General features: G+C 68.9%; 13 protein-coding genes. 6 read left to right on the forward strand and 7 right to left on the reverse strand.

What is annotated here, in order from left to right; translation table 11 throughout:
* The first annotated feature begins 63 nt into the window (after positions 1-63).
* On the forward strand, positions 64-525 hold the full coding sequence (locus tag AW272_RS01740) for a hypothetical protein (protein ID WP_066360375.1): 462 nt from the start codon (positions 64-66) through the stop codon (positions 523-525).
* Here AW272_RS01740 and AW272_RS01745 read toward each other — a convergent pair.
* On the reverse strand, positions 522-1,463 hold the full coding sequence (locus tag AW272_RS01745; RefSeq protein WP_066360376.1) for a WD40 repeat domain-containing protein: 942 nt from the start codon (positions 1,461-1,463) through the stop codon (positions 522-524). The genes AW272_RS01740 and AW272_RS01745 overlap by 4 nt on opposite strands.
* 252 nt (positions 1,464-1,715) lie before the next feature.
* Positions 1,716-2,171, reverse strand: coding sequence for a MarR family winged helix-turn-helix transcriptional regulator (locus AW272_RS01750; RefSeq protein WP_066360378.1), 456 nt, complete (start codon positions 2,169-2,171; stop codon positions 1,716-1,718).
* 69 nt (positions 2,172-2,240) lie between these two features.
* Between AW272_RS01750 and AW272_RS01755 the strand changes: the two genes are divergently transcribed.
* From AW272_RS01755 to AW272_RS01770, 5 genes are all read left to right on the forward strand, one after another.
* Positions 2,241-4,307 carry an LLM class flavin-dependent oxidoreductase gene (locus tag AW272_RS01755; RefSeq protein ID WP_066360379.1) on the forward strand — a complete coding sequence of 689 codons (2,067 nt, stop codon included), beginning with the start codon at positions 2,241-2,243 and terminating at the stop codon, positions 4,305-4,307.
* Positions 4,304-5,197, forward strand: a complete 894-nt coding sequence (locus AW272_RS01760; RefSeq protein WP_066360380.1) for an LLM class flavin-dependent oxidoreductase — start codon at positions 4,304-4,306, stop codon at positions 5,195-5,197. The genes AW272_RS01755 and AW272_RS01760 overlap by 4 nt, the downstream gene beginning before the upstream one ends.
* 108 nt (positions 5,198-5,305) lie before the next feature.
* Positions 5,306-5,734, forward strand: a complete 429-nt coding sequence (locus tag AW272_RS01765) for a hypothetical protein (protein ID WP_066360381.1) — start codon at positions 5,306-5,308, stop codon at positions 5,732-5,734.
* Between the two features lie 107 nt (positions 5,735-5,841).
* Positions 5,842-6,015: a hypothetical protein gene (locus AW272_RS41680; protein WP_157518158.1), complete on the forward strand. Its 174-nt coding sequence runs from the start codon at positions 5,842-5,844 to the stop codon at positions 6,013-6,015.
* Positions 6,016-6,023: 8 nt separating this feature from the next.
* The gene (locus tag AW272_RS01770; protein WP_066360382.1) at positions 6,024-6,458 is read left to right on the forward strand and encodes a type II toxin-antitoxin system VapC family toxin; all 435 of its coding nucleotides are present in this window, start codon (positions 6,024-6,026) and stop codon (positions 6,456-6,458) included.
* 9 nt (positions 6,459-6,467) lie between these two features.
* On the opposite strand, the gene AW272_RS01775 is transcribed toward AW272_RS01770, so the two are convergent.
* Genes AW272_RS01775 through kdpF form a run of 5 tightly spaced genes read right to left on the reverse strand, consistent with a single transcriptional unit; the run spans position 6,468 to position 13,508 of the window.
* Positions 6,468-8,948 (reverse strand): DUF4118 domain-containing protein, encoded by a 2,481-nt coding sequence (locus AW272_RS01775; RefSeq protein ID WP_066360384.1) that lies wholly within the window; start codon positions 8,946-8,948, stop codon positions 6,468-6,470.
* Positions 8,949-8,952: 4 nt separating this feature from the next.
* Positions 8,953-9,750, reverse strand: a complete 798-nt coding sequence (locus tag AW272_RS01780; protein WP_066360386.1) for a potassium-transporting ATPase subunit C — start codon at positions 9,748-9,750, stop codon at positions 8,953-8,955.
* Entirely contained in the window at positions 9,750-11,771 is a 2,022-nt protein-coding gene (gene kdpB / locus AW272_RS01785) for a potassium-transporting ATPase subunit KdpB (protein WP_066360387.1), read from the reverse strand. The genes AW272_RS01780 and kdpB overlap by 1 nt, the downstream gene beginning before the upstream one ends.
* Positions 11,771-13,417: a potassium-transporting ATPase subunit KdpA gene (gene kdpA, locus AW272_RS01790; protein ID WP_066360388.1), complete on the reverse strand. Its 1,647-nt coding sequence runs from the start codon at positions 13,415-13,417 to the stop codon at positions 11,771-11,773. The genes kdpB and kdpA overlap by 1 nt, the downstream gene beginning before the upstream one ends.
* 1 nt (position 13,418) lies before the next feature.
* A complete protein-coding gene (gene kdpF / locus AW272_RS01795; RefSeq protein ID WP_034385538.1) occupies positions 13,419-13,508 on the reverse strand; it encodes a K(+)-transporting ATPase subunit F in 90 nt (29 codons plus the stop codon).
* Between the last annotated feature and the right edge of the window lie 152 nt (positions 13,509-13,660).

Genomic DNA, 13,660 nt, shown 5'->3' on the forward strand with positions numbered 1-13,660 from the left:
TGACTCCCCCGAGACGCGTACGGACTCGCCGAACCGATTGATCACCGCTTCCGTTTCAGGGGCATGTTGCGTCGTATCCTCGTCGTCCTCGCGCTGGCCGCGGGGACTCTCGTTTTCTCGTCCATGCCGGCCTACGCCTGTAAGTGCGCCCTGGCCTCGGTGAAGGAGCGGGTGAAGAACTCCGCGGTCGTCTTCACCGGCAGGGTCACCGGCTACCGGGCCGCGGGGGAGCTCACCGGGCAGAACATCTACACCTTCCGGGCCGACCACTCGTACAAGGGGAAGCCGAAGGTTGTCGTCAAGGTCGGCACCAACACCCAGAGCGCCGCGTGCGGGGTGAAGTTCGCGCGCGGGGCCCGGTATCTGGTTTTCACCCACAAGACCGACGGCCGGCTCACGACCGGGAGTTGCTCGGGCAACATCCCGGTCGCCAAGGGTGCCAGGCCGTTGAAGGTCGCCGATCTTCCGCCGGGTTCCGATCCGGCGACGATCAAGCAGCTCGGTAGGGCGAAGCCGGTGCGTTAGCCGCCGCAGGCGGCGTAGGTGTAGGTGTCCTTCAGGATGTCGTAGCGGTCGCGGACCTTCGTCACGCCGGTCTTCGTGTCGTGCTGGAGGACGGTCATCCGGGTCGGGATCGTCGGCAGGTTCTGGGACACGTGCAGGGTGACCTGGTGGGAGCCGGTCCAGTCGAACATCTCGACGGTGCCGCCCTTGGGCAGCTTGATCGGCGTCTTCCCTTCGACCTGGCCGGTCTCCAGGTCGGAGACGACGATCTCGCGGTCGGACTTCAGGGTGGCCAGGGTCCTGGCGTCGGCGTGCAGGGTGTGGGGGCCGTAGCCGCTGATCGCATCGGCGCCGCGGCCCTGGCGCTGGAGGCGGGCCGAGCGGTCGTACACCAGGAAGTTCTCCTCATCCGAACGGGTCAGCACCTCCTCGCCGTCGCCGCTGAAGCCGAGGAAGTCGCGCTTGCTGGGCAGCAGGCCGATGCGCTTGCCGGAGGACGTGTCGAAGATCCTGTTCCTGGTGTCGCCGACGAGGAGGGAGGCTCCGTCGTCGGACAGGCGGAACCAGACGTTGTACTGGACGGTGTTCTTGGGCAGCGTGTTCTTCGGCAGCAGGGTGACCCCGCCCCTGAACGTGCGGATCGCGATCCGGCCGTTCTTGTGGAAGTAGGCGATCTTCTGGCCGTTGCCGCTGATCGCGATCGGCGCGGTGGCGAAGCCCACCGGCTTGCCCTTGCCGTCGAGCGCGTCGACCTGGGCGTCTTTCAGCTGGACGATCTCGCCATGATGGGTGACCAGCCGCCAGTTCCCGCACGGGAAGACGGCCTTCTTCACCTTGCAGGCCTTCGCCGAGGCGTAGCGGATGCTGTCGCCGTGGTGTGGTGCGGCCTGTGCGGTCGCCGGTGTGGCCACGGCGGCGGTCGCCATCGCCGCCAGCGCGACCAGAATCCTGATCTTCATTTTTCCCCCTGGTTGTGTTCCCCGTCACATCGTTGGACTCGGGGACCCGGAGGCGGGTTCGTCACAGGTCGGATACGAAACGTGTTCGGCGGCCAGGTCGTACAGCCGAGACTCAGTTGTTCGTCGGACGGGCCGAAGGTGCCGATCGATTCGAGTTCGTCGTCGAACGCGGGCGGGGCCCGGTCCGGGACGGTCGCGATCCACATGGCGGGGTCGCGGGCAGGGTCGAGCTTGTGCCTCCGGACGTGCGGCTTACTTGTGGGTGATCTCGATGCGGTCGAGCAGCGTGTCGGCGATCTCGGCCAGGGCGCTGAGCTGCTCGGGCGTGAGTGAGTCCATGACGTAGCGCTGCACCGCCTCGTCGTAGTGCTTCCTGGCCTCGCAGGCCAGTTCGCGGCCGCGCGGGGTCAGCCGGACGACCGAACCCCGGCTGTCTTCCTCGCAGGTCTCGCGGGTGATCAGGCCGCGCTGTTCCATCCGGCGGAGCTGGTGGGACAGGCGGCTCTTCTCCCATTCCAGGCCGCACCGCAGCGCCAGCGCGCGGACGGAGTCGTCGGGGCGTTCGTGCACGGCGACCAAGACGTCGAAGTCGGCCTCCGACAGGCCGGTGGTGCGGGCGAGCTCCCGGCCGAGGACGCCGCTGAGCCGGACACGCATGCGCTGGTAGCTGGTCCAGGCGGCGGCCTGGTGATCTGTGAGGTCGGCCATACGATCCAGGCTAGTTGATACGTCAACCTTGTCGTATATTGGTTGACGTATCAACCTAAGGAGTCCCCCGTGAACTATGGCCACGCGCTGCGATTCGGCGTCTTCACCGGCCGGGCCGAGCCGATCGAGGAGCTCGGATACGACCTGGCGGTGGCCTCCGAGTGGACCGCGCTGTCCTGGCTGGCCGGGCGGACCCAGCGGATCCAGGTGACCGGCCTGCTCGACGTCGCCGAATGGAACGCCGGTGTGCTCGGGCGGTCGGCCGCCGGGCTCGACCTGCTGTCGGGTGGCCGGGCGGCCCTCGCGCTCACCACCTCGGGCGACGTCGCGGGGCTGGTGGAGGCCATCGACGTGATCCGGGCGATCTGGGACACGTCGGCTCCCCGGGTCAGCTATGACGGCGTCCACCACCGGCTTTCCGAGGCGGAGACGGGTCCCGCTCCGGCGCGCGCCGTGCCCATCTGGGTCGCCGGCGACGATCCCGCCGTGCTGGAGGCAGCCGGGCGGAAGGCCGACGGGTGGATCGCCGAATTCGATCCGGAGCGATCTGAGTGTCTGCGTACCGGCAACAAGATGATCGACGAAGCCGCCACGGCAGCCGGGCGGGACCCCAGGGAGATCCGCCGGATCCTCGTCGTCACGGGCGACATCCCGGTGGACGTCCTCGATGACGGGGTCGGCACGATCATCCTGCGCTCCGACGACGAATCCGTCCTGGAGAGGTTCGCCCGCGAGACGATCCCCGCCCTGCGCGCGGCCGCCCCGGCGAACCTCTCCGACCGGCCGATCAGACGCGCCTCGGCGCTCGCCCGGCGTCGCGAGGGCGTCGACTACGACGGCGTGCCCGAATCGCTGGCCGCCACGGCTGTCGAGCCGGGCGACCAGAACTACGGGCGGGTCAGGTCGAACTACCTGCGCGGCGGGACCCCCGGGCTGCTGCTGTTCCCGCGCGACGCCGGCCAGGTCGTCGACGCGCTGGCCTTCGCCCGGCGGCATCCCGATCTGCCGCTCGGCGTGCGCAGCGGCGGGCACGGGGTCAGCGGGCGGTCCACGAACGACGGCGGGATCGTCATCGACCTGCGGCACCTCAACGCGATCGAGGTGCTCGACACGGCCACCCGCCGCGTGAGGATCGGTCCGGGCGCGCGCTGGAAGGAGGTCGCCGCCGCGCTGCGCCCCCACGGGTGGGCGCTCGGTTCCGGCGACTACGGCGGGGTGGGGGTCGGCGGGCTGGCCACCGCGGGCGGCATCGGCTTCCTGTCACGCAAACACGGGCTCACCATCGACCATCTGAAGGCCGTCGAGATCGTCCTGGCCGACGGGTCGGTGGTCCGGGCCGACGAGGTGGAGAACACCGACCTCTTCTGGGCGGTACGCGGGGCGGGAGCCAACTTCGGGATCGTGACCTCCTTCGAGTTCGAGGTCGTCGAGGTCACCGACGTCGGCTGGGCGCAGCTCGTGATGGACGCGGCCGAACCGGCGGACTTCCTGCGGCGGTTCGGCCGGACGATGTCCGAGGCGCCCCGCGACACCACGGCGTTCCTGATCATGGGACCGCCCCGGCGCGGCCAGCCGGCCGTCGCCCAGATCATGGCCATGGTCGACTCCGCCGATCCCGACGTGATCATCGAGCAGTTGCAGCCGTTCGCCGCCATCTCGGCGCTCTACCAGCAGCAGGTCGTGGTGGCGGCGTACGCCGACGTCATGGACAACGCCCACGACGGCGACCACCAGGGGCAGGGCGAGCCGGTCTCGCGGTCGGCGTTCGTCCGGGAGATCACCCCGGCCTTCGCCGAGGCGGCGGCGAAGATGCTGGTCAGCGGGGTCGTGTACTTCTTCCAGATCCGCTCCGTCGGCGGCGCGGTCGCCGACGTCCCGGCCGACGCGACGGCCTACGCCTACCGCGACGCCGGTTTCCAGGTCACCGCGATGGGGATCGACGACAAGCGGATGGACCGGCTGTGGGACGCCAACCGGGAGCACTTCGACGGCCTCTACCTCAGCTTCGAGACCGGCCTCGGCAAGCTCGCCGACGCGTTCCCGCCGAAGACCCTCGACCGGCTTCGGGACCTCAAACGCCGCTACGACCCGGCGAACGTCTTCCGTGACAACTTCAACATCAGGGACACCAAATGAGCGACTACGGACACGACCTGCTGTTCGGCACCTTCGTCACCCCGGTGGCGCAGCCGGTGTGGCACGCCGTCGAACAGGCGAAGGCGGCCGAACGGGCCGGGCTCGACCTGGTCACCTTCCAGGACCACCCCTACCAGCCGCGATTCCATGACACGTGGACGCTGATGTCGTACATCGCGGCGCAGACCTCGCGGATCCGGCTCAGCGCCAACGTGACCAACCTGCCGCTGCGGCAGCCCGCCGTGCTGGCGCGCGGCGTGGCGAGCCTCGACCAGCTCAGCGGCGGGCGGATCGAACTCGGCATCGGCGCCGGTGGGTTCTGGGACGCCATCGAGGCCATGGGCGGACGGCGGCTCACCCCGGGCCAGAGCATCGAGGCGCTGGAGGAGGCCATCGGGATCATCCGCCAGGTCTGGGACGTGGACGCGCGCGGCGGGGTCCGATCCGAGGGTGCCTACTACCCGGTGACAGGGGCCAAGCGTGGTCCCGCCCCCGCTCATGACGTGGGGGTGTGGGTGGGGGCCTACAAACCCAAGATGCTGGCCCTCACGGGGCGGGCGGGTGACGGGTGGCTGCCGTCGCTGGCCTACCTGACGGGAGGCCCCGCCGAACTGGCCGTCATGAACCGGCACATCGACGAGGCCGCCCTCGCCGCCGGCCGGGAGCCGGGCGCCGTGAGGCGCCTGCTCAACATCGGCGGCGAGTTCTCCACCGCGAGCCGGGGCCTGTTGAAGGGGCCGCCCGAGCAGTGGGCGGAGGAGCTCGCCGGGCTGACGCTCGACTACGGGATCAGCGGGTTCCTGCTGATGTCGGACGACCTCACCACGACCGAGACGTTCGCGGCCGAGGTCGCCCCGGCGGTCCGGGAGCTGGTCGCAGACCAGCGATAGCCGGATCATGGGCCGCTGGTTCCGCAATCCGCGGCCCTAGTGGCGCTGGTGGTGACGGCGGTCCGGTTGCTCCCATGGAGAGACTGCCGAAACCCATGGAGTCCCGAAATGAGACGCATCACCGGCCTGCTGACGACCCTGGCCCTGTGCATGGTCGTGGTCCCGCACGCCGAGGCGGCCGCCACGGCCAAGTGCACCCTGACCATCACCCCGAAAGACACCGAAGACGACACCACGATCACCGTCCAGTGCACTCCGCGCGCCCAGGGAGACCGCATCGACTACGTCACCATCAAGGGCGCCGACTGGCCCGACGGCGACGACACCCAGAAGGTCTGCCCGGCCCAGTCGAATTTCTGGACCCGCGTGATCGACTCCCAGCTCCTCAACGAGGACCTCGCGGGCGACGAGATCTACGTGCAGGCGCGCATGCGCACCCCCGACTTCAAGCTCTACTACGTGAAGACCAACGAGGTCTCCGGCAAGTGGGGCGTGAACGTCTATGTCGGCGAACCCGACTGCGGCCACCTCCCCTGACGGGTCGGCGTATCGACGTTACGTGACGGTACGATTACCTCATGTTGACGCCTGCCCGCGACAAAGTCCGACCCGGACGCTCCGGAACGCCTGTCTATGCTGGAGACATGAGCGACGAGGAACCCATCGACTACGAAGCCGCCCGAAGGCGCTTTCCTTGGGTCGGCCTGGGAGTGAGCGGTGAATCCGACCTCTCCACCCGCTACCGCGAGATCATGACCGAAGCCCGCAGAAACCGGGAGATCGTGGAGGCGATCGAAGCCATCCGCCTCAGCGCGTGAAGAGTTTGATGTGCGATTCAGGCCCGCTGATCGCCACCTTCGATCCGGGTGACAGGTTCCACGTCCGATGCACCCGGCTCCTCCTGACGTGGCCCGGAAGGCTCGTCATCCCCGAGCCCGTTCTCGGCGAGACCTGTAACTTCCTGCGCAACAACGTCCGAAAGGGCGCTGAGTTGGAAGCCGCGCGGCTTGAAGCCGTCACTTCACACGAGGGCGACTTCGTCATCGCCGATCCGACCCCGGCAGACCGAAGGCGTGCCTCCGACCTGGTCCGCCGCCTGGTCAACGCTCCCATGGGCTATGTCGACGCCACGGTCCTCGCCATGGCAGAACGACTCTCCATCACCGACGTCGCGACGACCGACGCCAAATTCGTCGGGCTGGCCCACGGCGTGTCCCGGATCACCCCGCTTGCCTGGCCTTTCCAGGAGAACAACGACTGAAGGCTTGGCTCATCCGATGGGCAGCAGCAAGACCATGGTGAGGCCGCCGCCCGGGGTCTCCTCCGGGGTGAGGGTGCCGCCCATGGCCTCGGTCAGGCCTCGTGACAGGGCCAGGCCCAGGCCCACGCCCGTGTGGTTGTCGCGGTCTCCGAGGCGCTGGAAGGGCAGGAAGACGCGCTCGTGGGCGTCGGGGGGCAGGCCGGGGCCGCGGTCGATCACGCGGATCTCCATCTGGTCGCCGTGTTCGCTCGCGGTGACCAGCACGGTCGGGCTGTAGCGGACGGCGTTGCCCATCAGGTTGACCAGGACTCTTTCCAGCAGCGTCGCGTCGGCGACGACCTCCGGCAGGTCGTAGGGGATGGCCGTCTCGATGTGGACGCCCAGGTCGTCGATGGCGCGGGGGACGATCTCGTCCACGGCCAGCGGTTCCAGGGTCACGCCTAGCACGCCGGCTTGCAGGCGGCTCATGTCGAGCAGGTTGGCCACCAGGCGGTCGAGTTTCACCAGCGACTCGTCGGCGGTGGCCAGGAGTTCGCCACGGTCGTATGAGGACCAGACGATCTCCTCGCTCCGCAGGGACTCGACCGCCGCTTTGGCCGAGGCCAGCGGGGTTCGCAGGTCGTGGCTGACCGCGGCCAGCAACGCCGTTCGCATCTTGTCGGCGGCGGCCAGAGGTTTCGCCTTCTCGGCGGCTTCGGCCAGGCGCTGCTGGCGCAGGGCGACGGCGATCTCCGCGGCGAAGGCCTCCAGGACCCGGCGGTCGGACGCGTTGAGCAGCGATCCGCGCGCAGCCAGCACCAGGTCGTCGTCGATGATCACGTCGGTGTCGCCGGTGGACGGCGAGACGCACGGTGGGCCGCCCGTGGTCGCGATGATGTTCCAGGTCTTGCTCTCCGGGGGGCGTTCCAGCAGGGTCACTGAGGTCAGGCTGAAGGTTTCCCGCAGTCTTGCCAGCAGTGACGGCAGCGCCGACTCGCCGCGCAGCACGTGACCGGCCAGGCCCGAGAGGATCTCCGCGTTCGCGCTGGCCTGGGCGGCCTGCCGGGTTCGACGGGCGGCCAGGTCGACTATGGCGGCCACGGCCGCCGCGACCACGACGAAGACGACCAGGGCGAACAGGTTCTCCGGGTCGTTGATCGTGAATTCGTACAGGGGAGGGGTGAAGAAGTAGTTCAGCAGGAGGGAGCCGCCGACGGCGGCGGTGATGGCGGGCCAGGTGCCGCCGGCCAGGGCGACGCCCACGGTCAGCATCAGGAAGAAGAGGATCTCGCTCGGCAGCGACAGCTCCTCGCGGAACGGGAGCAGCACTCCGGCCAGCGCGGGCATGCCGGCCACGGCCATGATCCAGCCGGTGATCCGCCGTCGTCTGGTCAGGGCGGCCCGGGAGCGCTGGCGGCGGGCACGGCCCTGCTTCGCCTCCGCGTGGGTGATCATGTGGACGTCGATCGAGCCCGACTGCGCCGTCGTCTCGACCCCCACGCCACGGGACAGGACCTGGGCGAACCGGCCTCGGCGGGACGCGCCCAGGACCAGCTGCGTGGCGTTCACGCCGCTCGCGAAGTCGAGCAGCGCCTTGGGGATGTCGTCGCCGACGACCTGGTGGTACGTCCCGCCCAGTGACTCGGCCAGCGTCCGTTGCCGGGCCAGATTCGCCGGGTCGCCGCCGGTGAGGCCGTCGGCGCTGATCACGTGCAGGGCCAGCAGGTCGGCGCCCTTGCTGCGGTCGGCGATGCGCGCGGCGCGCCTGATCAGGGTGTCGCCCTCCGGGCCGCCCGTCAGGGCGACGACCACGCGTTCGCGGGCCTCCCAGGTCCCGCGAATGCCGTGTTCGGCGCGGTAGCGGTCGAGTTGTTCGTCGACCTTGCCCGCCACCCACAGCAGCGCCAGCTCGCGCAGCGCCGTCAGATTGCCGATGCGGAAGTAGTTCGACAGCGCCGCGTCGATCTTCTCCGGCGCGTAGATGTTGCCGTGCGCCATCCTGCGCCGCAGCGCGTCGGGCGACATGTCGACGAGCTCGATCTGGTCGGCCTGCCGGACCATCTCGTCGGGCACGGTCTCCAGCTGGGGGACGCCGGTGATCTCCTGTACGACGTCGTTCAGCGACTCCAGGTGCTGCACGTTGACCGTGGTGATCACATGGATGCCGGCGTCCAGGATCTCCTCGACGTCCTGCCAGCGCTTGGCGTTGCGGGAGCCGGGCACGTTCGTGTGGGCCAGTTCGTCGACCAGCACGACCTTCGGCGCGCGCTCGATGACGGCGTCCACGTCGAGCTCGGTGAACTCGCCGCCCCGATACTCCATCGCCTTCCGGGGCACGATCTCCAGGTCGTCCAGCAGCGCGGCGGTCTGGACGCGGCCGTGGGTCTCCACGAAACCCACGACCACGTCCCGGCCGCGCTCTTTCGCCCTGCGGCCCTCGCCGAGCATCGCGAAGGTCTTGCCGACCCCGGGCGCCGCGCCCAGGTACACCCTCAGTCGGCCGCGCGGCACGTCGTCACCCCTTGTCGAGGGCGGTGTTCAGCTCCAGCACGTTCACGGCGGGTTCGCCCATGAAGCCGAGCGACCGGCCGGTGGTGTACTGCTCGATGAGCGTGTTCACCCGCTCGACGGGGAGACCGCGCTCCCTGGCCACCCGGGGCGCCTGGAGTGCGGCGTAGGCCGCCGAGATGTGCGGGTCGAGGCCGGAGGCGCTCGCCGTCACGGCGTCCGGCGGTACGACCGCCGTCGCGCCGCCCCTGATCGGGACGGTCCGCCCGGCCGCGTAGTCCTCGCCGGGCTTGCCGCACTCGACCGGCACGCCCTCGTAGGTCGTGACGAACGGCTGGGCGGGGCAGGCCTGGTTGACGCTGACCGCGCGGGTCGGGAAGACCTTCAGGACAGCGCCCACGCCGTCGGGGGTGCAGTAGGGGCGGGCCCCGCTGACACCTTCCAGCTGACCGATGGCCGCCGACCGCGTGCAGACCTGGGTGAGCAGGCTCGCACGATCCGGAGTATCGATGACATCCTCCGGTCCCAGGTTGCTGGCCGCCGTGGCGAGCATGTCGTAGCTCGCCGCCGACGGGCGCGACTGGAAGTATTTCGCGACCGGGTTGCCGTCGGCGTCGGAGAAGCTCTGGCCGATCAGGGAGCTGGCGCCGGTCTCGCCCAGCGAGCCGTTGGCCTTGCCGTTGAACAGCGCCTGCGCGACGCCGGTGGTGACCAGTGGGTAGATCACGCCCAGCACGGCGGTGAGCACGAGGACGGCGCGCAGGGCCGCCAGATGCTGTTTGATCCAGCTCGGTAGACGGTTCATCACACGATTCCCATGATCAGAAGGTCGATCAGTTTGATGCCGATGAAGGGGGCCACGATGCCGCCCAGCCCGTAGACCAGCAGGTTGCGGCTCAGGAGCTGCGAGGCGCTGCTCGGGCGGTATTTCACACCTCGCAGGGCCAGCGGGATCAGGGCGACGATGACGACCGCGTTGAAGATGACCGCTGAGAGGATCGCCGACTGCGGCGAGTCCAGGCGCATGATGTTCAGCGCATCCAGGCCCGGATAGACCGCCGCGAAGATCGCCGGGATGATGGCGAAATACTTGGCGATGTCGTTGGCGATCGAGAAGGTCGTGAGGGCTCCTCGCGTGATGAGGAGCTGCTTGCCGATCTCGACGATCTCGATGAGCTTGGTCGGGTTGGAGTCGAGGTCGACCATGTTGCCGGCCTCTTTGGCGGCGCTGGTGCCCGTGTTCATGGCCACGCCGACGTCCGACTGCGCGAGCGCGGGGGCGTCGTTGGTGCCGTCGCCCGTCATCGCGACCAGCCGGCCGCCTTCCTGCTCGCGTTTGATCAGGGCCAGCTTGTCTTCCGGTGTCGCCTCCGCGAGGAAGTCGTCGACGCCCGCCTCGTCGGCGATGGCCTTGGCCGTGAGCGGGTTGTCGCCGGTGATCATGACGGTCCGGATGCCCATGCGGCGCATCTCGTCGAAGCGCTCGCGCATGCCGGACTTGACGACGTCCTTGAGGTGGATGACGCCCAGGACCTGGCTCCGATCGGCCACGACCAGGGGAGTGCCGCCGCTGCCGGAGATGGCGTCGACGATCGCGCCGACCTGGTCGGTCGGGTGGCCGCCCTGGTCGCGGACCCACTTCATGACGGCGGTGGCGGCGCCCTTGCGGACCTCCCGCCCGCCGACGTTCACGCCGGACATGCGGGTCTGTGCGGTGAACGGGACCCATTCGGCGTCGTGGACGTCGCGCTCGCGCAGGCCGTAACGCTCCTTGGCGAAGACGACGATGGAGCGGCCCTCGGGGGTCTCGTCGGCGAGTGAGGAGAGCTGGGCGGCTTCGGCCAGGTCCGACTCGGTCACTCCCGCGACCGGGACGAACTCGGCGGCCTGCCTGTTGCCCAGGGTGATGGTGCCGGTCTTGTCGAGCAGCAGCGTCGACACGTCGCCCGCCGCCTCGACCGCGCGGCCCGACATCGCCAGGACGTTGCGCTGCACCAGCCGGTCCATGCCGGCGATGCCGATGGCCGACAGCAGGGCGCCGATGGTGGTCGGGATGAGGCAGACCAGGAGCGAGGCGAGCACGATGCCGCTGACGCCGTCGCCCGTCAACGCCAGGGAGTCGGGGATGCCGGGGTTGGCGCCCTTGGCGTAGATGGCCATGGGCTGCATGGTCACGGTCGCGATCAGGAAGATGATCGTCAACGCCGCCAGCAGGATGTTCAGCGCGATCTCGTTGGGCGTCTTCTGCCGGTTGGCGCCCTCGACCAGGGCGATCATCCGGTCGATGAAGCTCTCGCCGGGCTTCTGGGTGATCCTGACGACGATCCTGTCGGAGAGCACTTTCGTCCCGCCGGTGACGGCGCTGCGGTCGCCGCCCGACTCGCGGATGACCGGGGCCGACTCACCGGTGATGGCCGACTCGTCGACAGAGGCGATGCCCTCGATGACGTCTCCGTCGCCGGGGATGGTCTCCCCGGCCACGACCACGACCTCATCGCCCTGCCGCAGTTCGGTGGCGCTGACCCGCTCACCGGACAGCTTCACCGCCGTCGTGTCGCGCTTGGTCGCGCGCAGCGTCGCCGCCTGGGCCTTGCCGCGGCCTTCGGCGACCGCCTCGGCCAGGTTGGCGAACAGCACGGTCAGCCACAGCCAGACCACGATCGCCCAGGAGAAGAAGTTCGGCTCCAGCACGGCCAGGACCGTGGTGAACACCGCGCCGATCTCGACGATCAGCATGACCGGGTTGCGCCACAGCGTGGCCGGGTTGAGCTTCCTGACGGCGTCGGGCAGCGATTTGATCATCTGCTGGGGATCGAACGCGGCCATCAGAACAGTCCTTCTGCGATCGGGCCCAGCGCGAGGGCCGGGAGGAAGGTCAGGGCGACCAGGACGATCGTCACGCCGACGACCAGGCCGACGAACTGCGGCCGGTGGGTGGGCAGGGTGCCGGCTGACTCCGGCACCGGCGTCTGTCTGGCCAGCGAACCGGCCAGGGCGAGCACGAAGATGATCGGCAGGAACCGGCCCAGGACCATGCACATGCCGAGCGCCACGTCATACCAGGGCGTGTTGACCGTGACGCCGCCGAAGGCGGAACCGTTGTTGTTGGAGGCGCTGGTGAAGGCGTACAAAATCTCGGAGAAGCCGTGCGGGCCCGAGTTGAGCATCGCCGCCAGACCCGCCTCGTTGCCCATCGCCACCGCCGTGCCGACCAGCACGAGCACCGGCGTGACCAGGAAGTACATCGAGGCCAGCTTGATCTCGCGGGCGCCGATCTTCTTGCCCAGATATTCCGGTGTGCGGCCGACCATCAGGCCCGCGACGAACACGGTGATGACGGCCAGGATCAGCATGCCGTAGAGGCCCGCGCCGACACCGCCGGGCGCGACCTCGCCGAGCATCATGTTGAACAGCGTCATCATGCCGCCGAACGGCGTGTAGGAGTCGTGGAAGGAGTTGACCGCGCCCGTCGAGGTCAGCGTGGTCGCCGCCGCGAACGTGGCCGAGTTGGCCACCCCGAACCTGACGTCCTTGCCCTCCATCGCGGCGCCGACGGCCTGCGGGACGGTCGCGTTCCCGGCCAGTTCGAAGACGTTGGTGAGCACGATGCTGGCGATGGCGATGACGCCCATCACGGCGAGGATCGCGTAGCCCTGGCGGAGCTGGCCGACCATCTTGCCGAAGGTCCGGGTGATCGCGATCGGGATGAGCAGAATCAGGAAGATCTCGAACCAGTTGGTCCAGGCGGTGGGGTTCTCGTACGGGTGCGCGGAGTTGGTGTTGTAGAAACCGCCACCGTTGGTGCCCAGCTCCTTGATGACCTCCTGGCTGGCCACCGGCCCGCCGGTCACGTGCTGCACGTTGCCGGTCAGCGTGGTGATGTCGTGGGGGCCGACGAAGTTCTGCACCACCCCGCCCGCCACCAGGACGAGCGCGCCGACGAACGCGATCGGCAGCAGGATGCGCAGCGAGCCGCGTACCAGGTCGACCCAGAAGTTGCCGATCGTGTCGCTGTTCCGCCGGGCGAACCCGCGCACCAGCGCGATGGCCACGGCCATGCCGACGGCGGCCGACACGAAGTTCTGCACGGCCAGCGCGACCATCTGGGTGAGATGGCCCATCGTGTTCTCACCCGAGTAGGCCTGCCAGTTCGTGTTGGTCACGAAGCTGATGGCGGTGTTCCACGCGATGTGGTCGGGCACCGGCGCGAACCCCAGCGACAACCAGAGCTTGTCCTGGACGCGCTGGAGGACGTACACGAAGAAGATCGAGATGATCGAGAAGGCCAGCAGGCTGCGGGCGTAGGCGCCCCAGCGCTGCTCGGTGCCCGACTGGACGCCGAGCAGGCGGTAGGTGACCCGCTCGACGGCGTTGTGTTTCGTGCCGGTGTAGACCCGGTGCATGTAGTCGCCGAGCGGCTTGTAGACCAGGGCCAAAGCCACGATCAGCGACAGGATGAAGAGCCAGCCCATGTCAGAACCGCTCCGGGAACAGCAGGGCGGCGACCATGAAGATCACCAAGCCGATGGCCACGACCAGTCCGGCGGCGTTGATCGCGCTCACAGGCGCTCCACCGCTTTCACCACGAACCCGAAGACCACGAAGATCGCGATCGTCAGGGCGACGAAGATGAGGTCACCCATCTCTGCTCACAGCTCCTCAGTTCCGATTTCCAGGCGGTACACCCACAGGAAAACGGTATTTCTGGGCTGTTT

Origin of the sequence: Herbidospora mongoliensis, assembly GCF_001570545.1 — a bacterium.
GTDB classification, from domain to species: domain Bacteria; phylum Actinomycetota; class Actinomycetes; order Streptosporangiales; family Streptosporangiaceae; genus Herbidospora; species Herbidospora mongoliensis.